General features: G+C 73.5%; 16 protein-coding genes. 9 read left to right on the plus strand and 7 right to left on the minus strand.

The genetic code is table 11. From position 1 onward, the window contains the following. Window positions 1-71: 71 nt before the first annotated feature. Entirely contained in the window at window positions 72-533 is a 462-nt protein-coding gene (locus OG736_RS39275) for a DUF5709 domain-containing protein (RefSeq protein ID WP_327186675.1), read from the plus strand. A 30-nt stretch (window positions 534-563) separates the two neighbouring features. Here the strand turns inward: OG736_RS39275 and sthA are convergent, their stop codons facing one another. Both sthA and OG736_RS39285 read right to left on the minus strand, forming a co-directional pair. After that, window positions 564-1,967: a Si-specific NAD(P)(+) transhydrogenase gene (gene sthA, locus OG736_RS39280; RefSeq protein WP_327186676.1), complete on the minus strand. Its 1,404-nt coding sequence runs from the start codon at window positions 1,965-1,967 to the stop codon at window positions 564-566. A 63-nt stretch (window positions 1,968-2,030) separates the two neighbouring features. Then, on the minus strand, window positions 2,031-2,237 hold the full coding sequence (locus OG736_RS39285) for a hypothetical protein (protein ID WP_057603951.1): 207 nt from the start codon (window positions 2,235-2,237) through the stop codon (window positions 2,031-2,033). Between the two features lie 140 nt (window positions 2,238-2,377). On the opposite strand from OG736_RS39285, the gene OG736_RS39290 reads away from it, so the two are divergent. Then, the gene (locus OG736_RS39290; protein WP_327186677.1) at window positions 2,378-4,630 is read left to right on the plus strand and encodes an MMPL family transporter; all 2,253 of its coding nucleotides are present in this window, start codon (window positions 2,378-2,380) and stop codon (window positions 4,628-4,630) included. Here OG736_RS39290 and OG736_RS39295 read toward each other — a convergent pair. Next, window positions 4,587-5,678 carry a PP2C family protein-serine/threonine phosphatase gene (locus tag OG736_RS39295; protein WP_327186678.1) on the minus strand — a complete coding sequence of 364 codons (1,092 nt, stop codon included), beginning with the start codon at window positions 5,676-5,678 and terminating at the stop codon, window positions 4,587-4,589. The two genes, OG736_RS39290 and OG736_RS39295, sit on opposite strands and share 44 nt — an antisense overlap. Window positions 5,679-5,908: 230 nt before the next feature. Here OG736_RS39295 and OG736_RS39300 point away from each other — a divergent pair, with 230 nt between their 5' ends. Next, window positions 5,909-6,796 (plus strand): GNAT family N-acetyltransferase, encoded by an 888-nt coding sequence (locus tag OG736_RS39300; RefSeq protein ID WP_327186679.1) that lies wholly within the window; start codon window positions 5,909-5,911, stop codon window positions 6,794-6,796. 88 nt (window positions 6,797-6,884) lie between these two features. Here OG736_RS39300 and OG736_RS39305 read toward each other — a convergent pair whose 3' ends face one another. The 4 genes from OG736_RS39305 to OG736_RS39320 form a co-directional block, all read right to left on the minus strand. Then, window positions 6,885-7,775, minus strand: a complete 891-nt coding sequence (locus tag OG736_RS39305; RefSeq protein ID WP_327186680.1) for a Gfo/Idh/MocA family protein — start codon at window positions 7,773-7,775, stop codon at window positions 6,885-6,887. Window positions 7,776-7,897: 122 nt separating this feature from the next. Continuing rightward, window positions 7,898-8,101, minus strand: coding sequence for a hypothetical protein (locus tag OG736_RS39310; protein WP_327186681.1), 204 nt, complete (start codon window positions 8,099-8,101; stop codon window positions 7,898-7,900). Between the two features lie 71 nt (window positions 8,102-8,172). Further along, window positions 8,173-9,516: a type III PLP-dependent enzyme domain-containing protein gene (locus OG736_RS39315; protein WP_327187832.1), complete on the minus strand. Its 1,344-nt coding sequence runs from the start codon at window positions 9,514-9,516 to the stop codon at window positions 8,173-8,175. Window positions 9,517-9,729: 213 nt separating this feature from the next. After that, complete coding sequence (locus OG736_RS39320) at window positions 9,730-11,535, minus strand: PucR family transcriptional regulator (protein ID WP_327186682.1); 1,806 nt, start codon at window positions 11,533-11,535, stop codon at window positions 9,730-9,732. Between the two features lie 250 nt (window positions 11,536-11,785). Here OG736_RS39320 and bdeA point away from each other — a divergent pair, with 250 nt between their 5' ends. The 6 genes from bdeA (at window position 11,786) to OG736_RS39350 (ending at window position 22,229) form a co-directional block, all read left to right on the plus strand. Continuing rightward, the gene (gene bdeA / locus OG736_RS39325; RefSeq protein WP_327186683.1) at window positions 11,786-12,706 is read left to right on the plus strand and encodes a bis(hydroxyethyl) terephthalate hydrolase; all 921 of its coding nucleotides are present in this window, start codon (window positions 11,786-11,788) and stop codon (window positions 12,704-12,706) included. Between the two features lie 213 nt (window positions 12,707-12,919). Then, window positions 12,920-15,997: a helix-turn-helix transcriptional regulator gene (locus tag OG736_RS39330; RefSeq protein ID WP_327186684.1), complete on the plus strand. Its 3,078-nt coding sequence runs from the start codon at window positions 12,920-12,922 to the stop codon at window positions 15,995-15,997. Between the two features lie 108 nt (window positions 15,998-16,105). Then, window positions 16,106-17,437, plus strand: a complete 1,332-nt coding sequence (locus OG736_RS39335; RefSeq protein WP_327186685.1) for a PucR family transcriptional regulator — start codon at window positions 16,106-16,108, stop codon at window positions 17,435-17,437. A 498-nt stretch (window positions 17,438-17,935) separates the two neighbouring features. Further along, complete coding sequence (locus OG736_RS39340; protein ID WP_327186686.1) at window positions 17,936-18,679, plus strand: hypothetical protein; 744 nt, start codon at window positions 17,936-17,938, stop codon at window positions 18,677-18,679. A 74-nt stretch (window positions 18,680-18,753) separates the two neighbouring features. Then, complete coding sequence (locus OG736_RS39345; protein ID WP_327186687.1) at window positions 18,754-20,955, plus strand: bifunctional polysaccharide deacetylase/glycosyltransferase family 2 protein; 2,202 nt, start codon at window positions 18,754-18,756, stop codon at window positions 20,953-20,955. Beyond that, window positions 20,952-22,229, plus strand: coding sequence for an acyltransferase family protein (locus tag OG736_RS39350; RefSeq protein ID WP_327186688.1), 1,278 nt, complete (start codon window positions 20,952-20,954; stop codon window positions 22,227-22,229). The genes OG736_RS39345 and OG736_RS39350 overlap by 4 nt, the downstream gene beginning before the upstream one ends. The last annotated feature ends 170 nt before the right edge of the window (window positions 22,230-22,399 follow it).

Here is a 22,399-nt window from a genome sequence, read left to right on the forward strand (position 1 = left end):
CGCGATTGGAGCGGCCCGCACGGGAAACGCGGACGGGGAGACAACGGTCCCCGACGGCGAAGGAGCAACCCATGGGTACGGAGTCCGAGGCGATGGGCGACGACGTCTACCAGCCCACCGGAACGAACGAGGAACAGCAGGACGCCGCCCCGCTCGACCTCCAGGACGCCGTCGGCGAACGCACCTACGACGACACCCTCGACGAGGGCTGGTCCCCGCCCGAGAAGCCGCTCGGCGTGACCAAGTACGGCACCACCGCGGCCGAACAGCACGAGGGCGAGAGCCTCGACCAGCGCCTCGCCCAGGAGGTCCCGGACGTGTCGGAACCGGCCGGCGACGGCGTCGGAGACCTCCCCGACGGCGAGGGTGAACCCGTCGACCCCGAGGTCGGTGACCGGCGCGCCGGCCGGCTGGTCGCCCCCGACGAGGGCGCCCACCCCGACGCCACCCCGCAGGAGATCGCCCAGGACGTGGGCATCGACGGCGGGGCCGCGGGCGCCGAGGAGGCCGCCGTCCACATCGTCGAGGAGTGAGCGCCTGCGGTCCCGGGCTTCCCGCTGCCCTCAGTCGCCGATGCGGTCCAACTGCCGTAGCCGGTTGGTCGCGTCGAGGGCGGCGACCTTGTACGACTCCGCCAGCGTCGGGTAGTTGAACACCGCGTCGACCAGGTAGTCGACGGTCCCGCCGCAGCCCATCACCGACTGACCGATATGGATCAGCTCGGTCGCTCCGGTGCCGAAGCAGTGCACCCCGAGCAGCTTCCGGTCCCCGGGCGAGACCAGCAGCTTCAGCATGCCGTGGGCGTCGCCGATGATCTGCCCGCGGGCCAGTTCGCGGTAGCGGGCTATGCCCACCTCGAACGGCACGCTGTCCTCGGTGAGCTGGTCCTCCGTCCGCCCCACGAAGCTGATCTCCGGGATCGTGTAGATGCCGATCGGCTGGAGGTGGTGCATCTGCCCGACGGGCTCGCCGCACGCGTGGTAGGCGGCCGCCCGACCCTGCTCCATCGCCGTCGCCGCGAGCGCCGGGAAGCCGATGACGTCGCCCACGGCGTAGATGTGCGGGACCGGCGTGCGGTAGTGCTCGTCGACCTCGATCCGGCCGCGCCGGTCGGCCGCCAACCCGGCCTTGTCCAGATCCAGTTCGTCGGTCAGGCCCTGCCGGCCCGCCGAGTACATCACCGCGTCCGCGGGGATCTTCTTGCCGCTCTCCAGCACGGTCAGGGCACCCCGCGCATGCCGTTCCACTGCCGCGACGGTCTCCCCGAACCGGAAGGTCACCGCCAGGTCCCGCAGGTGGTACTTGAGCGACTCGATGACCTCGACGTCGCACATGTCGAGCATCCCGGGCCGCTTCTCCACCACCGTGACCTTGCTGCCGAGCGCGGCGAACATGGACGCGTACTCCATGCCGATCACACCGGCGCCGACGATCACCATGGACTGCGGAACCCGCTCTATCGTCAGCACGTTGTCGGAGTCGAGGATGGTCCGCCCGTCGAACTCCACGCTGTCCGGGCGCGCCGGGCGCGTCCCGGTGGCGATCACGATGTGCTCGGCGCTGATCAGCCGCTCCTGCCCGGTGATCTCGCGCAGCGCGATCGTGTGGGCGTCGACGAACCGGCCGGTGCCGGCGAACAGGGCGACGTGGTTGCGGGACAACTGACTGCGGATGACATCGATCTCACGCCCGACCACATGCTCGGTCCGGGCGGTCAGGTCGGCGACGGTGATGTTCTCCTTGAGGCGGTAGCTCTGTCCGTACAGGTCCCGCTGGGTGAGACCGGTGAGATACAGCACCGCCTCGCGCAGCGTCTTGGAGGGAATGGTGCCGGTGTGGAGGGAGACCCCGCCGACCATGTCGGGGCGGTCTACGACGGCGACCCGGCGGCCCAGTTTGGCCGCGGCGATGGCGGCCTTCTGACCGCCGGGACCTGATCCGAGGACGAGCATGTCGAAGTCGGGCACGCTCCGGAGTCTGGCAGCCGCGGGGCCCGCCGCGAAAGGGCGGGCCCCGATTGCCCCGGATTACTAGGGCAGCAGCTTCTCGATCGCGCTGGGTCCCTCCTCGGCGAGCTTGCGCCGTGCCCACTCGAGACTGCGCGGGGTGATGTCCCGGCCGGTGGCGAGGACCATGTCCTCCGGCGACACCTCCGTGCCGGTACGCGTGTGGAGCAGGTTGTCCGGGGTGGCGCGCTCCGGGGAGGGCCGGGAGCCGCCTGGCTGTGACGTCGGCATGATGTCTGCTCCTCGCGTCCGAAGGGAGGCTTCGGCCCGGTGCGGTCATCGGGTCCACTAACACCATTCATCCTGGAGCCGCACCCTGCAATCCCGATCAGCTCCGGCTCGAGATGCCGGGAAGATCAACCGGGCGTCTAATGGGCTCCATGGCACCCACCACCGCCGGGAACCCGCACCGCGGGGGACTGCGCAGGCTCGGCGCCTGGTGCGCCCGTCACTTCCTGATCGTCATCATCGCGTGGCTCGTGGCCGTCGTCGCCCTCCAGGTGGTCAGTCGTTCCGTCGGCGGAACCTACGAGGACAACTTCCAACTGCCGGGTGTGCAGTCCACGGACGGTCTGGACGTGCTCAAGGAGCACGACCCGCAGGCCGGCGGCTACAGCAGCCAGATCGTCCTGCACGACGACCAGGCCGTGAGCACGCTGAGTTCACAGCTGTCCACGGCCGTCGGAGACCTCCAGAAGCTCCCCCACGTGCTCTCGGCCCAGAACCCGCTCTCCGTGACGTCGTCCAAGGTCGGCCCGGTGTCGAGCGACGGCAAGACCGCGTATGTCACCGTCCGCTTCGACGTACAGCCCTCCACCCTCGGCGACGACTACCTGACCGGCGTCGACAAGGCCGTCCAGCCGCTGCGGGCGGCCGGCGCCGACGTCGAGTACGGCGGTTCGCTCGGCGAGCTCGCCCGGCCCGCCGCGAACGACCGGATCAGCGAGCTGATCGGCTTCGCCGTCGCCATCGTCGTCCTGCTCGTCGGCTTCGGCAGCGTCATCGCGGCCGGACTGCCCCTGGTCACCGCCCTGATCAGCGTGGTCGGCGGACTCGCCTGCCTCGGGCTGCTGGCGGCCGCCTTCACCTTCGCCACCGTCTCGCCGACCCTCGCCACCATGATCGGACTGGGCGTCGGCATCGACTACGCCCTCTTCCTGACCACCCGGCACCGGCAGAACCTGATGGACGGCGCGGATCCCGCCGAGGCCGCCGGACACGCCAACGCCACCAGCGGCCGCGCCGTGCTCGTGTCCGGCACCACCGTGATCATCGCGCTCTTCGGTCTGTACGCGTCCGGGGTGTCGTTCATCGGCAAACTCGGACTCGCCGCCGCCATCACCGTCGTCTCCGCCGTCGTCGGCGCCCTCACGCTCGTGCCGGCCCTCCTCGGGCTCATCGGCAGACACATCGACCGCTACCACGTCCGCAAGCCGGTCGCCGAGACCGACGCCGAACCGGGCGCCACCCCGCACGGCACCTGGCACCGCTACGCCAAGCGCGTCGAGCGCAGACCCTGGGAGTACCTCGGCGCCGGTGTGGCCGTCATCGCGATCCTCGCGATCCCGGTCTTCTCCATCCAGCTCGGCCACATCGGCGACGGCGCCGACCCGACCTCCTTCACCGACCGGCGGGCCTACGACCTGATGACCGACGCCTTCGGGCCCGGCTCCAACGGCCCCCTCACCGTCGTCATCGACCAGACGTCCGTCCCGTCCGACAAGCGCTCCGACCTCTCCTCCCAGGCGCAGAAGACGCTGAGCGCGGTGCCCGGCGCGGCCACGGTCACCCCGCTGACCCCCACCAGCGACGGTGACGTGCTGCTCGCGACCGTCTACTCCAAGCAGGCCCCGCAGGACGCGACCACCACCGAGCTGACGAACCGGCTCGTCGACGACACCCTCCCCGACGCGGTGTCCGGCTACGACGCCAAGGGCTATGTCACCGGCACCACGGCTGCCCAGGTCGACTTCCGGGACATCGTCGCCGGCCGGCTGCCCCTGATCATCGGCGTGGTCGTCCTGCTCGCCTTCCTGATCATCCTCGCCGTGTTCCGCGGGCTTCTCGTCGCGGTCAAGGCCGCCGTCCTCAACGTCCTGTCGATCACCGCCTCGTACGGCGTCGTCGTCGCCGTCTTCCAGTGGGGCTGGGGCGGGCCCGCGCTCGGCGTGCACGGCGACGTGCCCATCGAGAGCTATGTACCGATGATGATGTTCGCGATCATCTTCGGCCTCAGCATGGACTACGAGATCTTCCTGCTGTCCCGGGTGCACGAGGCCTGGCTGCGGACCGGCGACGCAAAGGACTCCGTCGCCCACGCGCTGGAGATCACCGCCCGGGTCATCACCTGCGCGGCCCTGATCATGGTGAGCGTGTTCTCGGCGTTCATCATCAGCGACAACATCGTCGTCAAGATGCTGGGACTCGGCCTCGCCGTCAGCGTGCTGATCGACGCCACCGTGGTACGGCTGCTCATGGTGCCCGCCGTCATGACCCTGCTGGGCGCGCGCGCCTGGTGGACCCCGCACTGGCTGGACCGGATGCTGCCGCACATCGACGCCGAGGGGGACGCGGAGACCCTCAGCGGTCCGCCGGACCCGCCGGCGCGAGCACGAGCATCGTGACGTCGTCGCGGACGGCCGGGCAGTGGCGCAGGACGTCCGTCCACACCCGCTCGGCCGTCGTCGCCGGGTCGGCGCCGGCGGCGAGAGCGGGCAGGCGGTCGAGCAGGGGGTAGAAGACTCCGGCGGCGTCCCTGGCCTCCGAGACGCCGTCGGAGGCCAGGAAGAGGCGGTCGCCGGGGCGCAGCGGCAGCACGTGGGCGGTGAACGGGGCGCCCTCCGGCAGACCGAGCCCCAGCGGCGTCCACGGGACGACGTCCAACTCCGCGGCCGTGCCCTCGCGCAGCAACACGGGCGGGGGATGCCCGCAGACGACCACGCTCACGGCGTCCGCGTCCGGCGTGAACTCCAGCAGGACCGCCGTCGCGAACAGCTCGGCGTGCGTCACCCGCGCCGAGTCCACCGTCAGCCGCCGGTCCAGCCGGGCGGCGACCCGCGCCAGGTCCGGCTGGTCGAGCACCGCCTCCCGGAACGCCCCCAACAGCGAGGCAACCGTCGCCACCGCCGCCAGCCCGTGCCCCTGGACGTCGCCGAGCACGGCCCGCACCCCGTGGTCGCTCGCCCGGACGTCGAAGAAGTCACCGCCGACCAGCGTCCCGCGCTGGGCCGCCCGGTACAGACCCGCGCAGCGCACCGGACCCACCCGCTCGGGGACCGGCGGCACGACGGCGTTCTGCGCGGCCTCGGCGATCGTGCGCTCGGTGTCCAGCTGATCGTCCCGGCGGCGGCGGACATACGCCACGAACACGCTCAGCACCGCGACGAAACACACCGTCAGCACATCGGTCTGGCCCGGCTGGTCGAGCTGGAACGCGGGCAGGTTGAGCATCACGACCACGGCAGCGCCGAGCAGCGCGGTCGCCGCCGGACCGTACGACAGCACCGCCAGCGGCGGGATCGCGCCCAGCATGAACCCGATGTCCAGCGGCTCGGGGCTGATCAGCGTGGCGACGCAGACGCCCGCGACCAGGACGAGCGGCAGCGCCCGCACCCAGCGAGGCGGCGGCGCGCCCCGCAGCCAGCCCCGCCGGTCCCCGTCGAGTCGTCCCACACCCCCACGCTCCACCGTGGCCGCGACGGGCGCACGCCGAAAAAACCCGTGGACGCGATCGAGGGCGGCCCCTAACGTGTGATCGCACGCCCGGACACCCACGGAAGGAGGCGAGCGCCATGCGAACCGCATTCATCCCGCGCTCCCGCTCCGTGACCCCGGCGTGCCGCGTCTGACCCTCGTCCGACGCCCCGGGAGCGCACCACGCCGTACGCGACCCGGAGGAATCCGTGACCGATCTGGTCATCCGCGCTCTCGACGAGAGCGACGTCCATCTGTTCGACACCCTGCCCGACCCGCTGCGCGCCGCCGACGCCTACGGCAGGATCACCTACCGGCCCGACTGGAAGCGCGTCGCCCTGCGGGACGGCCGGGTCGTCGCCCGCGCCGTCTGGTGGGGAGGCCCCGAGGACACCGAACCGCTCGTGGTGGAGTGGTTCGACTTCGCCGACGGCGAGGAGGAGGCCGCGGCCGAACTCCTGCGCACCGCCCCCTGGCAGGTCGGCCTGGAACTGGTCATGCCCGGCGGCTGGCGCGACGACCCCGTCATGCGGGCCGCCGCCGAGGCCCGGCACGCCGCCGCCCGCGCGGCCGGCCACACCCCGCTGGTGGAACGCTTCGTGTACCGCTGGACCCCGGAGTGCGGGCTGCCCGACCGTCCCGGCCGCCTGAGCTTCACCCCCGAACCGGACGACGCGGTGTTCTTCGACGCCCTGCGCCGCATCCACTCCGACACCCTCGACGCCCACGCCCGCAAGGCCATCGGAGAAGGCGGCCTCGACCAGGCCGCCCAGGAGGAGATCGACTTCTTCCGCTGGTGCCCGTCGCCGCGCGAATGGTGGCAGGTGGCCCGCACCCCGCAGGGAGAACTGGCCGGCATCCACATCCCGGCCCACAACCCCTCAGGACCCTGCGTCGGCTTCATCGGCGTGCTGCCGGACCACCGGGGTCACGGCTACGCCTACGACCTGCTCGCCGAGTGCACCCATCATCTCGTCGAGCAGGGTGCCGAGTTCATCGCCGCCGCCACCGACCAGGGGAACTTCCCGATGGCGGCGCACTTCGCCAAGGCCGGCTATCCCGTCGTGCGGGAGCGGGTGAACTTCGAGCTCGGCTGACGGCCGACCGAGCCCCCGGGACGGCCCTGGCAGGTCCTGCCGGGTCCTGCCAGGCCCGGGGGCTCGAGGGCTCGGGGAGGACGGTGCGTCAGTGTGCTCCGCCCTCCAGCAGGGCCTCTACGTCGGCCAGGATCTCCGTGACGCGCAGGCCGAACGCGGCGTCGCAGGCGTGGGGGCGGCCGTCCCGGGCCGACACGAGCAGTTCGTCGGCGGCCCGGGTGAGGGCGCCTGCGGCGTCGCCGCCGCCCTGGGGGAGCCGCGTCACCCCGGCCGTGCCGCGCAGCTCCACGCCCGCGCCCGTCGCCGCGGGCGGGGCCGTCAGACTCAGCGTCAGCGTGCTGGAGGCACCGGCCACATGGTCCAGGACCACATGGACGGTGTCCCGGGGACCACGGGCCGCGGCCGTCACCCGGCGGACGTCGCCGAGGACCGGCAGCAGCACGGACAGCGCGTGCGGACCCACGTCCCACAGGGCACCCTTCTCACCGCGCCAGGGCGTGGCGAAGGGGTGGTCCCCCGTGCCGTGGAACACGTCGCCCAGCCACTCGGCGTGTCCCGTGAACCATCCCCCGGTCTCCGCCTGTTCGGCGATCCAGGCACCGGCCTCGGGCCCGAACCGGGTGGTGAAGAAGACCACCGAGGCGACCTCGGCCTCCTGCGCGGCCCGGACCACGGCCCGCGCTCCCGGCACCGTCGCGGCGACGGGCTTGTCGAGCAGAAGATGACAGCCGGCCCCGGCGGCCCGGACCGCGAGCTGCGCCTGGACGTCCGGCGGCAGCGCGACGGCCACCGCGTCCACGTCCGTGAGCAGGGCGTCCACGTCGTCGTAGGCCCGTGTCCCGTGCCGGTCGGCGAGTTCCTTCGCTGCCTCCGGGCGGCGGCCCCAGACACCGACGAAGTCGAGCGCTTCGTGCGCTTCCAGGACGGGGGCGTGGGCCATCTGTGCCCAGGGGCCGGTGCCGAGCAGACCGATGCGCATACCGCTGACTCTCCCTGATGCCGACCGACGTGACGGGTGACGTCCCTCGCCGGGACGCCGACTCCGACCGCGAGCCTCGCACACCGCCTTCGCCCGGGACACCCCGGGCGTGCTCCCGGCCGTCAGGCCGCCCGGGCCTCCGCCGGGCGGGCGTCGTCCGCCACCGGAGCAGCGGCGGAGGTGCCCCGGACCAGGCGCAGATGCCGCCTGCGCCCGGCATGGCGTCGCTTCTCCCGGACCGGAGCGAGCAGACGCTCCTCGACCCGGTCCATGACCGCCATCAGGACGGACAGCAGTGGCAGCAGCAGCACGGCGACCCAGAGCACGGTTCTCTCCTCGGCAGGCGACGTCATGCCGGGTGCTCAGAATCGGGCCGCTGATGCCTGCCGGGCGCGGATCAGGTGCGAGGCGGCGCGGCGAAGCCCGTCAACAGGGCGTCCGCCTGCGCCAGCCCGCTGTCCGCGGAGATCTCCCGCACCGTCTGCGCGGAGCGGATCGTGGCGAACGTGACCCGGCCGTCCGCGAGCCGATAGCCGTACACGGCGGGCCGCGGCAGGCTGTTGTACGACCAGTGCGCCGAGAAGTAGTACCCGCCCGTATCGTGCAGCACCACCAGGTCCCCCTCGGAGAGGGCGGGCAGCGGCCGGTCGTGCGCCACGACGTCCCCCGCGAAGCAGAGCGGCCCGGCGACGTCCTGCCGGACGAGGGGCGTGCGCTTGGGCGTGCCGTCCGGGCCGTACGCGGACACCCGCAGCGGCCAGTCGTCCGGCATGAAGACCGTGCGGGTGGCGACCTGCCCGCCGGCGTGGGTGAGTGCGATCCGGCGTCCACCGGCGTCCTTGACGTACTCGACGAGCGCCGCCGTGAAGCCGTTCTTCGCGATCAGGGAGCGGCCGAACTCGGTGACCACCTGGTAGCGGCCGTCCAGCAGCGCCGGCTCGGCGGCGGTGAGCGCGGCCACGTACTCCGCGTAGGTGGGCGTGACCGTGTCGTCGGCGAAGTTCACCGGCAGCCCGCCGCCCAGGTCGAGGCTGGTCACCTGGCGGCGGCCGACGTACGCGTTGATCTCCTCGGCGAGCCGGTGTGTCTCCGCCAGGCCCTCCGCGATCAGCGGCAGGGGACAGCCCTGCGAGCCCACGTGCGCGTGCAGCCGGGTCAGCCACGGCCGCCGCGCGAAGGCCTCCACGACGCGGGTCCTGGCCCCCGGGTCACGCAGGGCCACCCCGAACTTGGAGTGCGCGGTCGCCGTGCTCATCGCGCCGATCGACCCGCCCCCGACCTGCGGGTTCACCCGCACCCCGAGCACCGACGCGCAGTCCTCGGGGCGCAGCGCGTCGATCCGGTCGAGCTCGTCGAGGTTGTCCGCGTTGAGCGCGACGCCCAGGGCGAGGGCCTCCCGGATCTCCCGGCGGGTCTTCGCCGGCGAGTCCAGCACGATGTGCGCCGGGGCGAACCCCGCGTCCAGCGCCAGTCGCAGCTCGCCGGGGCTGGCCACCTCGCAGCCCATGCCGGCGTCGGCCAGCAGCCGCAGCACGGGGACCAGGGAACAGGCCTTGGCGGCGAAGGTGTGCAGGACGTCCGGCACCTGCGCGAACGCGTCGTGCAGGCCGGCGACGCTGTCGCGCACGCCCCGCACGTCGACGAACCCGGCCAGTGGCCGGTCCTCGCCGAGCAGCCCGTCCGTGACGGCCTGCCGGACGGCGAGGGCGACGGGAGAGTCGTCGGTCGGCCGGTCGGTCAGCTGGTCGGCTCGTTGGCCGGTCCGCTGGTTCTCGGTGGGGAGCAGCACGTGCTCGTCTCCTTCGTGCGAGGAAGGGTGTCACGCGGTCGGGTGACACTTCCAGGCTCCTCCCGCGTCGGCCGCACGTCTTTGGGGACCAGGCCAAAGACAAGCGGAACCTTTGTGTCATCGGACAGCATCCGACCCCTCGGGCGCTCAGGATCCCCCGGGCGCTCAGAACCCCTCGGGCGGGACGAGCCGGGCCGCGAGGGTCAGCAGCAGCCGGGTGTCGGGATCGTCGAGGTCCACGCCGTACCGCTCCCGGACCCGGCCCAGCCGGTAACGGAGTGTGTTGGCGTGCACGACCAGGCGACGGGCCGCCTCGGGGACGTCGCCCCCGGCGTCGAACCAGGCCGCCAGGGTCCGTACCAGCTCGCCGCCCGCCGCGAGGTCCGTGCGGATCAGGTCGTGGACCGGCCCGCCACCGGACTCCCACACCGGACGCGCCGCGTCCAAAATCCGCAGCACCTCCAGCGCCGCGCCCGCACCGGCCGCGTCGGCGTACCGAGGGGGCCGCGGCCGCCCGGCGGCCGACGCCCTGGCCTCCCGCTCCCGCAGAGCCCGGACGACGAGCCCGGCCCGTTCGTACGACAGGTCGGCCCGCTGGGGGGTGACGACCGGGCCGACGCCCAGCCACACCGCCGGCGCACCCGGCAACGACGCGACGACCGCGTCCAGTTCGCGCACGACGCCGAGCACGGCCCCCGCGTGGTCCGCCGCGGCGGCATCCCCGGTGAGGAACAGCGCGAGGCGGTCGCCGTCCCGCAGTATCCCGGTGCCGGGTCGGTGCGCGGAGATCTCCAGGGCGAGGACGTCCAGGGCCCGGTCGTCGGCCCGCGCGCCCGGCCGCCGCTCGGCCACCACCACCGCGCACGGCGCGTCCGGGGACAGCCCCAGCGACCAGGCGTGCGTACGCCGGTCACCGAGACCGTGCAGCAGACCGCGCAGCGCGGCCTCCCGGCGGTGGGCCGTACCGCTCTCGCTCAGCCGCTCGCGCACCAGCAGCGGCGCGGCGAGCCCGGCGGCCGTACGCAGATAGCGGGCGGCGTCCGGGGCCAGGGCGGCGCCGTCCGCGGCGGCCCAGATCGAGCCGAGAACCTCCCGCCCGCTGCGCACGGCGACGACCAGCCGCTCCGGGTTGTCGCCGTCGGCGGGCCGGTGGATGACGTCCTCGGAGGTCCACAGGGCGCGCAACAGACCGCTGCGCCGCAGCTCGGCGACCCGCCAGTCGGGCACCCGGCCGCCGAGGATGACGGTCCGGCGCAGCGGGTCGGCGCCGGGGCCGGTGGCGGAGTGGGCCAGGACCCGCAACCGGGTGTCCTCGATGGTGATCGACCCCTTCACGTACGCCGCTACCCGCGCCGCCAGGACCGCGAGGGAGGGCGCCGTCTCCGGGCCCCGGAGCGCCTCGGCGTCGTCGGCCCGGCCTGCCAGGACGTAGGAGAGCGCCGACCGCAGCAGCGCGGCGGCCTCGGCCCAGCCGGTGCCCTCGGCGCGGGCGAGCAGGGCGACGCCGGTCTCCCGGGCCGCCTCCACCGGACCGGTGACCCCCCGACCGCCGACCTCCGGGCTGGTGACCTCCTCGCCGGTGTCGCCCAGCACCACGGCACAGGCCCCCCGCCGCGCGGCCTCGCGCACGGTACCGGCGTCCGGGGCGGCGCCCACGGCCAGCAGCAGGACGCCCGAGCCGGCCGGATGCCCCGGCTTCGGACCCGGTCCCGGTCCCGGCCTGAGGCCGTCCCGATCGTCGAGGCCGTCCGGGATGTCGAGGTCGCCGAGGCCTTCGAGATTGCGGAGGCCATCGAGATCGTCCGGGCCATCGAGGTCGTCGAGGTCGTCCAGGCCGACGGCGATGCGGCGGACGACGGTGTCGGGCGCGGCGGGCGCGTACAGCAGCCGCACCGCGTTGCCGTCCTCGAAGGCCAGCAGGGACCGCAGCGTCGCGGCGGCCTCCCGCGGGGCCGGATCCTCCTCGTTCATCGTCCGACGCTCCCGCCCTCGTCCCCACGACGCACCCCGTGTGCTCCCCGCCGACGATAGGCGTCCCGGGCGGCGACACGGGCCGCAGCGGGGCGCCGTCCCCACGGTTTCCTCCGGTGGAAAGCCACGAGACCGGTGACATCGCCGATCCCCACGCACCGGTCCCGCCCCGACAGTGGCACCGCCATCCCAGCGGCGGCGCCCCCCGCGGCCCGCCCGACCGAGAGGACGACTCCTCGTGCAGGATCACATGCGTACCGGTGCGGCCCACCGCGCCTCCACCGGCTCCCCCCACCGCAGGTCCGGACAGCTCGCCCGGCTCGCGACGGCGGTCGCCGCCGTCGTCGGCCTCACCACGCTCAGCGGCCCCGGCGCGCAGGCGGCGGACAACCCCTACGAGCGGGGCCCGGCGCCGACCACCGCGAGCATCGAGGCGGCACGCGGCCCGTACGCGGTCTCCCAGACCACCGTCTCCTCGCTCGCCGTGACCGGCTTCGGCGGCGGCACGATCTACTACCCGACCAGCACCAGCGACGGCACCTTCGGCGCGATCGCCGTCTCGCCCGGCTACACCGCCACCCAGTCCTCCATCGCGTGGCTGGGCCCGCGGCTGGCGTCGCAGGGCTTCGTCGTCTTCACCATCGACACCCTCACCACGCTGGACCAGCCCGACTCCCGAGGCCGTCAGCTGCTCGCCGCCCTGGACCACCTCACGCAGGTCAGCTCCGTCCGTAGCCGCGTCGACAGCAGCCGGCTCGGCGTCATGGGCCACTCGATGGGCGGCGGCGGCAGCCTGGAGGCCGCCAAGGCGCGGCCCTCGCTCCAGGCCGCGATCCCGCTCACGCCGTGGAACCTCGACAAGTCCTGGCCGGAGGTCGGCACACCCACGCTGATCGTCGGCGCCGACGGCGACACGGTCGCCCCCGTCGCCAGCCACGCCGAGCCGTTCTACTCCAGCCTGCCGTCCTCCCTGGACCGCGCCTATCTGGAGCTGAACAACGCCACCCACTTCACCCCGAACTCGTCGAACACGACGATCGCGAAGTACGGCATCTCGTGGCTGAAGCGCTTCGTCGACAACGACACGCGCTACGAGCAGTTCCTGTGCCCGCTGCCGCGGCCGAGCACGACGATCGACGAGTACCGGGGCAACTGCCCGCACACGTCCTGAGCCAGGGTGAGGAGAACGGGGTCGCTGCCGCCGTCGACGTCGCTGTGCCCGTGCACGCGGCGCGGCGGCGGCCGTTGGGACCCGGCACAAGGTGTGCCACGCCCGTCGCACACGAACCCACTGGTGACAGGCCCCGAACGGCCCGCATCGGCGTCGTCGCCCGCGCGGTCGCACGGCTTCCACCGCCCGTTACCCGTACGTAACGTCACGGGAATGACCGGACAGACGACCGCCGCCGACGGCGGTGTGCGGGTGGTGACCGGTGAACCCGGTTGCGGCCGCACGGCGTTCCTGGCCCGCGCCGCCCGCTCGTGCCCGGCCGCGTTCGTGGTCGGTGTTCGGGCCGACCGGGTGGCGTCGGCCGTACCCCTCGGGGGTCTGCGCGCGCTGCTGCGCGCCCTCGGCGCACCGGTGGGCCCGTGGTCCGCCACGGGGCAGCCCTGCGTGGCACTCCTCGACGCCTTGCGGGCCGCCTCCGCCGGCAGGCCGATGCTGCTGTGCGTCGACGACGCGCATCTGTGGGACGCCCCCACCAGGGCCGCGGTGGGCCGCGCCGCCGAGCAGCTGGGCGGGAACGGCCGGGTGGGCGTGCTGCTGAGCGTGTCGGGACACCGCCCGGTCGACCGGGAGTTCGCCGCGCTGCCGGTGGTCCGCGTCGACCCGCTCTCCCCGGTGGAGGCGGCCGCGCTCCTGGACGAGGCGACGGGCGGGGCCCTCGACCGGGCCGTGCGCGACGATCTGGTGGACGCGGCCGAGGGCAGCCCGGCTTTGCTGCTGGCCATGGTCCGGCGGCTGTCGCCCGCCCAGATCCGCGGTCACCGCAGGCTGCCCGCCCCGCCGGCCGACGCCGAGCTCCTGACCGGCCTGGCCGGCGGCTTCCTGACCGGTTTCACGCCCGCGCAGGAAGACCTGCTGCTGACGGTCGCGGCGGCCGTACGGGACGCGGACGACACGGAGGACACCCGGATCGGCCTGGCACTCGCCCGGCGGGCGGCGGAGCACCTGTGGGGGACGCGTTCCGCCACGGAGTCCGGCCCTCCCTCCGATCCGCTGCCCGAGGTGCTCGTCCTGGCCGACGGCGAGGTCGGGTTCCACAGCGATCTGCTGCGCCGCGCGGTGTACGCGGGGGCGTGGCCCGAGCGGCGCCGTGCCGCGCATCGTGCGCTGGCCCGGGCTCTGGAGGAGGCGGGGGCCGCAAGGCTGCACGCCCTGCTGCACCGGGCCCGGTCCGCCACCGTGCCCCGGCGCGGGACGGCGACCGAACTGGCCGTGGCGGCCGGCGACCGGATGCACCCCCGGAGCCTGCGGTGCGCGGCGTACGCCCACGCCGCCGCGCTGGCCGAGGACGGCACACGGCGCGCGGAGTGGTACACGGCCGCGGCCGAGCAGGCCCTGCTCGGCGGCCGCACGCACCGGGCTCTGCGGCTGCTCGACGGGGCCCGGGACAGTGCGGCGCCCTCGGCGCTGCGCGGCCGCGTCGAACTGGTCCGCGGCACCACGGTCCTGTACGACGGCCCGGTCGACGAGGCCCGCGCGTCCCTGCTCCTGGCGGCCCGCCTGCTGACCGAGTCGTCCCCACGGCAAGCCCAATCGGCCCTCCTGGCCGCGGTCGACGCGGCCTGGGCGGCAGGCGACGCCCAGGGCTGCCTGCACCTCCTGAGCACCGGCGCCGACGCCCCGGATGCAGCCTCGGGGCGCCCGCGCGCACAGCTCGGCGGTGAGAACGGCCTCCTCCCGGATCCGGACGCGTGGCCCGGCCCCCGGCCGTTCGGGGACCGGCCGGGGGAGCGGGCGGGGCGCCCGGCCGATGCCCCGGGTCGCCTGCTCGTGTCGGGCGGTGGGGACGGCCTCCCGGGCGACGCGCCGGGCAGGCCGCACCTGCCGGCCGGCGAGGGCGGCGCCCCGGACACCGGCCGAGTGACCGGCGCCCGGCCGTCCCGGGACCCTTCGGCGGACCGGCCTGAGTCTCCGGGCGTTCCGGCGTGCCACGGTGTGCCGGTCCGCGCAGGCGGCAGTGCCGTGTCGCGTGGCTATCGCACCGGTCTCCGGGCCCTGCTCGAAGGACAGTTCGCGCAGGCGGCGGGGCCTCTGCGGCGGCTGGTGGTGGACGCGGAGGCGGCAGGCGGTGCGGTGGACGCGGAGGCGACAGGTGGTGCGGCGGGCGCGGCCGGCGCCGACGAGCCGGACACCGCGTTGCGCGCGGCCGCCGCCGCCCTGTTGCTGGGCGACCTGGCGGCCGCCCGCCGCGCCGGGGCGCGGGCCCTGGCCGCCGCCCGTACCCCCGGGACGGCCGCGGCCCTCGCGCGGGCCCGGGAGTACCTCGCCTACGCCGAGCTGCGCGCCGGACGGCACGCGCTGGCCAGGACCCATGCGGAGGAGGGGCTGCGGGCCGCGCACCGCACGGGGCAGCGCAACACGGCCGCCCACCACCACGCGGTGCTCGCCCTCGCCGCGTCGATCGAGGGCGCTCCGGAGGAGGTCGCCGCTCACGTGGACACGGCGCTGGCCACCGCCCGGCGACACGGCCTGGTCCAGGCCGCGACGCTGGCGGAGTGGGCGGCGGCCCGCGCCGACCTCGCCCGCGGGCGCCCCCGGGAGGCCGCGGACCGGCTCGGACCCCTCGTGCGCCCGGGGCCGCGCAGGGGGCACTTCGCGGTGTGGATGCTCGCCGTGCCCTGCTTCGTGGAGGCCGCCGCCTCGACCGGACGGGCCGACGACGGCGTCGCCGAGGTCGTCGAGGAGTTCGCCCGGTGGGCCGGATTCGGCGCCGATCCCCAGGCCCCCGCCCAACTGACGCGCTGCCGTGCGCTGCTGGCTCCGGCCGACCGGCCCGACGCCCTGTTCCGCCGCGCGCTCGACCTGCACGACGTGGCCGCCGGCGGCGACTTCGAACGTGCCCGCACCGAACTGCTGCACGGCAAGTGGCTGCGCAGACGCCGTCGGCTGAGCGAGGCCCGCGATCGTCTCGGCGCCGCTCTGGTCGGGTTCGAACGCTGCGGCGCCCGCGCCTGGGCGGACCAGGCCCGCGCCGAACTGCGGGCGGGTGGCGTGGCACCGGGAGGCGGCGTGAGAGCGATGGGGCCGGGCCCGGGGCTGGACGGACTGACACCACAGCAGCTGCGGATCGCCCGGTGCGTCGCCGAGGGCGCCACCAACCGGGAGGTGGCGCTGACCCTCTCGGTCAGCACCCGAACCGTCGACTACCACCTGCGGAAGGTCTTCGCGACGCTGGGCGTCCGCTCCCGCGTCGAACTGGTGCGCATGGTCGAGAAGGCCGGACAGGAGGGTTGACCGGAGAGAAAACAATGGTGCACACCCCTAGGGACCGACCGGACGGTATGCCATCCTTCGTGGCAGGACGAGTCGGACGGCTGGACACTGCCCCGGGGGAGGACCGCGATGCATCAGGCCCTACGGTCACGGACCGTCTTCCGACCCGCGGCCGGCGCACCGGCGGCCCCCGGCCCCCGGCCGCATCCCCAGCACGTCCGGTCGCTGATCGACGCCGACGCCCTCCGGGTCCTGCACCGTGCCGCCCGGGTGCTCCTGGCGGACCTGCCCGACCTCACCGACCGGCTGGTGGCCGCGCTCCAGGACCAGGAGCCCGCCTACCGCGCGGCCGTGACGAGCGATCCCGCCGCCACCTGGCAGGAGGTGCACCGCTCGCTGCGGCACAGTGTGGCCTCGCTGATCGACCCGCGCGGCAGCCGGGACGCGGCCCGCCGTTGCTCGTGGAAGATCGGCGCCACCCGCGCGGAGCAGGGCCTTCCGCTGGACGCCCTGCTGCACGCGTTCCGGCTGGGCGGGTCCCTGGTGTGGCAGGGCCTCATCGACGAGACCTGCCGTACGGCTCCCGAGGACGTGCGGCTGCTCGTGCACATCGCCGCCGACGTGTGGAACTTCGTCGACGAGCACTGCACCCTCGTCGCGGACGCCTACCGGCAGGTCGAGCGGCAGCTCGCCTGGCGGCGCGAGAACCGGCTGCGGGTGCTGGCCGGCGCCCTGCTCGACGGTGCCAGCCGGATCGCCGACCTGCCCGAGACCGCCCAGGCGTTGGACCTCCCCGAAGAGGGCCGGTACGTCGTCGTGGCGGTGACGGCCGGCTGTCCTTCCGACGGCGCCGGAGCGCGGGCCGCCCACGGCCGGGGCAGGCGCGTGTACTGGCACACGGGGGTGGAGGTGGACTACGGCATCGTCCTCCTGGGCGAGGACGAGAGTGAGATCGGGGGCGGAAACGAGGGCGGGAGCGGGAGTCGGGACGTCGGCTCACCGTGCTCGACGGCGGCCGTCCCGCCGGCCTCCGGCAGCGCGCGGACCGGGATCAGCACGGCGGTGTCGGGACTGGCCGCGGTCGGCGACGCCCGCCGCCTCGCGGACGTCGCGCTGGACATGTGCCCGCGGACCGGCGGCACGATCCGGCTGACCGAGCACCTCCCCGCCGCGCTGGTGGTCTCCACCCCCGACCTGGGTACGGCGCTGGTCGAGCGGGTGCTCGGCCCGCTGAGCGGTCTGGAACCCGCCGACGAGGCCGTACTGCTCGACACCCTGGCCACCTGGCTGGCCTGCGACGGCTCCGCCCAGCGGGCGGGGGAGCGGCTGTACTGCCACCGCAACACCGTCCTGAACCGACTGCGCCGCTACGAGCAGTTGACGGGCCGTTCCCTGTCCCGGCCGGCCGACCTGGTGGAGATCAGCCTCGCCCTGACGGCACGGGGCCTGCGAGCCCGCTGAACGCCCGCCGTTGGCGTTATGGAACGACAGACACCTTTTGGTCGGAGTTTCCGAACAGTCGCCTATGGCGCCACCGGTGAAAGTAGTCCGCCTTGTGAGACGGGGATCCATTCAGGGTGCACGAATGTGCGAGGATCATTTTCAGTCACACTCAGCGGACCATCTTCTTCACACTTCCGACACAAATTTCACGCTTTCACTAGGTGAGTTATAGTCACCGTCCAAGCATCAACTATTTGGGGGGCGCTCGGACCAGGCGTGGGGGCTTGGTTCGGTGGGCGTGTGCTTGGCATCGTCTGCGCACCCCGCAGCAGTCTCGTGGGGGTTGGGTAAGTGGAACATTGGCTGGATGACGCCCAACCTGAAGGGTCGGGCGATGCATCCGGGCTCGACGGCGCCGCCGCGTTCGCCGGGCGCAGAACCGGCCTTCGGGCGAGAGCGCCAAGAGCCGGGAGCTTCTGGGAGGCCGCGGAGGAACCCGGTTCCGCGCGCACCGAGGTGACGGCCCCCCTGCCCGGCGGCACCACGGTGCCCCCCGTCTTCGCGGACACCTTCACGGACGCCGCCGCGATCGAGCCCCTCCACGACGCGGACGAACTGACGGTGCAGCTCGCGGGCATCGACCCGGCGTCCACGGCAGGTGCTTCCGGCGGTCGGCTCGAGTCCCACGGCGCCCCCGGTGTCCCCGGCACCCCTGTCTTCGTCGACGAGTCGGGCCGGCGCAGCCGCCGGCTGCGCCGGCTCGGTGTGGCCGTCGGCATCGCCTGCTCCGTGTACGCCCTCGTCATCGTCGCCACCCTCGTCTCCGGCAACTCCAGCGCACCCTGGCTGCCCCTGCCGGGACAGGGCGACGACACGCCCGCCGGGAAGGTCGAGACCTCGTCCGTGCCGTCGGTCTCGGAGAGCCCCTCGGGCTCGGACCGCGCCGCTCCGAACGCGGGCTCGTCGGATTCCGTCCCGACGGCATCGTCCCCGGGCGGCGCCACCGACGTGCCCGGTGCCACCGCGAGCCCCGGCGGGACCGAGGCGTCCGCGCTGCCCGAGGCGTCCACCGGGACGACGACCGTGCGCCCCACCGCGACGGCGAGCGCGTCCGGCCCGGCCGCGTCGGAGTCCGCCGTCGCCTCGCCCGAGGCGAGCGAGCCCGACAGCGGCGCGAGCCCCTCGCCGAGCGCCGTCGACGACACCGGGGGAACCGGCGAGATCGTCGGCGAGGCGAACTCCGTGTCCTCCGTCGGCTGACGCGCCGCTTCCGCTCGGCTCCCGCTCAGCCCCGCTCATCTCCCTTCCTGTCCCGTTCTGGAGCACACCTTCCGATGGCATTCCCCGCCCGCCGTCGCGGGGCCGCAGCCGCGGCCCGTGACAGCGCCGCCCGGCGCCGCCGCGTACCGATGCGCCTGATGCTGCCCAGCCTCGTCCTCGTCGCCATGATGGCGATGCTGATGGTGCGCGGTTACGTCCACAGCGAGATCCTCGCCGACCACCGCGTCCAGCCCGAGGCGTCCGTCGACAAGGTGCCCGACGAGATCCTGGACGGCGGCCCGGTCATCGACAGCCGCGGCGGCCGCAGCACCAGCCGCGAGGTACCCGACCACCGGCTGGTCCTGACCTTCGACGACGGACCCGACCCGGTCTGGACCCCCAAGGTTCTCGACGTCCTCAAGAAGCACCACGCGCACGCCGTCTTCTTCGTCACCGGCACCATGGCCTCCCGCTACCCGGACCTGGTCCAGCGCATGGTCGACGAGGGTCACGAGGTCGGCCTGCACACCTTCAACCACCCTGACCTGTCCTTCCAGTCGAAGAAACGTATCTCCTGGGAGCTGTCCCAGAACCAGCTCGCGCTGGCCGGCGCCGCGGGCATCCGCACCTCGCTGTTCCGCCCGCCGTACTCGTCCTTCGCCGACGCGATGGACGACAAGTCCTGGCCGGTCACCGAGTACATCGGCTCGCTCGGCTATCTGACCGTCGTCAACAACACCGACAGCGAGGACTGGAAGAAGCCCGGCGTCGAGGAGATCATCAGCCGTGCCACGCCCAAGGGCGGCAGGGGCGCGATCGTCCTGATGCACGACTCCGGCGGCGACCGTCACCAGACGGTCCAGGCGCTGGACCGGTTCCTGCCCGAGCTGAAGTCCCGTGGCTACGAGTTCGAGAACCTCACCGAGGCCCTCGGCGCGCCCAGCGCACACACCCCTGTCACCGGCCTCGACCTGTGGAAGGGCAAGGCCTGGATCTTCCTCGTCGGAGCGGCCGAGAACATCACCGGGGTGCTGATGGTCGGCCTCTCGGTGATCGGTGTCCTGGTCATCAGCCGGTTCGTGCTCATGCTGCTGCTGTCCGCCCTGCACGCCCGCAAGGTGCGCCGGCCCGGGTTCGGCTGGGGCCCGCCGGTCACCGAACCGGTGTCGGTGCTGGTACCGGCGTACAACGAGGCCAAGTGCATCGAGAACACCGTCCGCTCGCTGATGGCGAGTGAGCACCCCATCGAGGTGCTCGTCATCGACGACGGTTCCTCCGACGGCACCGCGCTGATCGTTGAGGCCATGGGCCTGCCGAACGTCCGGGTCGTCCGCCAGCACAACGCGGGCAAGCCCGCGGCCCTCAACCGGGGCATCGCCAACGCCCGGTACGACCTCATCGTGATGATGGACGGCGACACCGTCTTCGAGCCGTCCACCGTCCGTGAACTGGTGCAGCCCTTCGGCGACCCGAAGGTCGGCGCCGTGGCCGGCAACGCCAAGGTCGGCAACCGGGACTCGCTGATCGGCGCCTGGCAGCACATCGAGTACGTCATGGGCTTCAACCTCGACCGCCGGATGTACGACGTCCTGGGCTGCATGCCCACCATCCCCGGCGCGGTCGGCGCCTTCCGCCGCTCGGCCCTGGAGCGGGTCGGCGGCATGAGCGACGACACGCTCGCCGAGGACACCGACATCACCATGGCCATGCACCGCGACAACTGGAAGGTGGTCTACGCGGAGAAGGCGCGCGCCTGGACCGAGGCCCCGGAGTCCGTGCAGCAGCTGTGGTCCCAGCGCTACCGCTGGTCGTACGGCACCATGCAGGCGATCTGGAAGCACCGCCGGGCGGTCTTCGAGCGCGGCCCGTCCGGCCGGTTCGGCCGCGTGGGTCTGCCGTTCGTCTCGCTGTTCATGGTCCTGGCCCCGCTGCTGGCCCCGCTCATCGACGTCTTCCTCCTCTACGGAGTGGTCTTCGGCCCCACCGAGAAGACGATCGTGGCCTGGCTGGGCGTCCTCGCCGTCCAGGCGGTCTGCGCGGCGTACGCCTTCCGGCTCGACGGCGAACGCATGACCCACCTGATCTCGCTGCCCCTCCAGCAGATCCTCTACCGCCAGCTCATGTACGTCGTGCTGCTCCAGTCCTGGATCACCGCCCTCACCGGCGGCCGGCTGCGCTGGCAGAAACTCCGCCGCACCGGCGCGGTCGAGGCGCCGGGCGGCCCCGCGCCGCGTCAGCACACCGGCAGCACCAACGACCGGAGGCCTGTCGCATGACCCAGGGTTACCCGACCGGGACGAACGCGGGTCCCGAGCGGACACCGGCTTTCGGCGTCCCCCGGCAGCGGACCGCGGGGGCCCTCCCGGAACCACCCGCCACGGCCGGGGCCGAGGGCACGACGGCCGTCAAGAAGCCGGGACGCGACCGCTACCTCGACCTGCTGCGCACGATCGCTCTGGTCCGTGTGGTCGTCTACCACCTGTTCGGCTGGGCCTGGCTCACCGTGCTGTTCCCGTCCATGGGCGTCATGTTCGCCCTGGCGGGCTCGCTGATGGCGCGCTCGCTGAAGCGTCCGCCACTGGGCGTGATCCGGGACCGCGTCCGGCGGCTGCTGCCGCCGCTGTGGCTGTTCGGCGCGGCCGTCCTGACACTGATGTTCGCGGGCGGCTGGAACCCGCTGAACGACCCCGACCACGGGGGTGCCCTGGGCGTCGTCGAACTGTTCAACTACATCGTCCCGCTCGGCGCGCCTCCGTTCCCCTGGGACATCGGCTCCAAGTCCGGCCTGCTGGAGAACACCTGGGCGGTCCAGGCGGCGGGTGTGCTCTGGTACCTGCGGGCCTACCTGTGGTTCGTGCTCGCCTCGCCGCTGCTGCTGTGGGCGTTCCGCCGAGCGCCCTGGGTCACGCTGTTCGCGCCGCTGGCGCTGACGGCGGTGGTGGGCACGGGCCTGGTGTCCATACCCGGCGAGACCGGCAACGCGGTCAGCGACTTCGCCGTCTACGGCAGCTGCTGGGTGCTGGGCTTCGCCCACCAGGAGGGGCTGCTCGCCCGGATACCCCGCTACGCGGCGGTCTCCTGCTCCGCGCTCGTGATGGCCTTCGGCCTGTGGTGGGCCTCCGGGCACCTGGGACCTGACGGCTGGGACCTGAACGACATCCCGCTCGCCCAGGCGGCCTGGTCCTTCGGGTTCGTGGTGATCCTGCTCCAGTACTCGCCCTCGTGGCAGGAGCTCCCGCGCGCACTGGCCCGTTGGGACAGGCTGATCACGCTCTCCAACAACCGCGCCGTCACGATCTACCTGTGGCACAACCTGCTGATCATGGCCACGGTCCCGATCATCGACCTGGCGTACGGACTGCCCTTCATGGAGAGCCGGAGCGTCACGGCCGCCCTCGACTCCAGCTACATGCTGTGGATGTTCTTGCTGGTCTGGCCCCTCATCGCAGTGATGATCCTCGCGACCGGCTGGATCGAGGACATCGCGGCGAAGCGGAAGCCACGCCTGTGGCCCGACGGCCGCAGGAGCAAGGCACGACGCGCGAAGTGACGCGACGGCGGCCCGGCGGTCCCGGGTGCCGCCACTGAGCCCGGCGGCACCCGGCTCGGCTCCGCCGTCCGCGCGGTCCGCTCCGCCGTCCGTGCCGTCCGGGTCCGCGCTGTCGGCACGGACCGCATGCCGGCAACGGCCGGCGGGTCGGCTCCCCGGGCGTGTCGGCG

The sequence above is a fragment of the Streptomyces sp. NBC_01334 genome (assembly GCF_035983595.1).
GTDB lineage: Bacteria > Actinomycetota > Actinomycetes > Streptomycetales > Streptomycetaceae > Streptomyces > Streptomyces coriariae.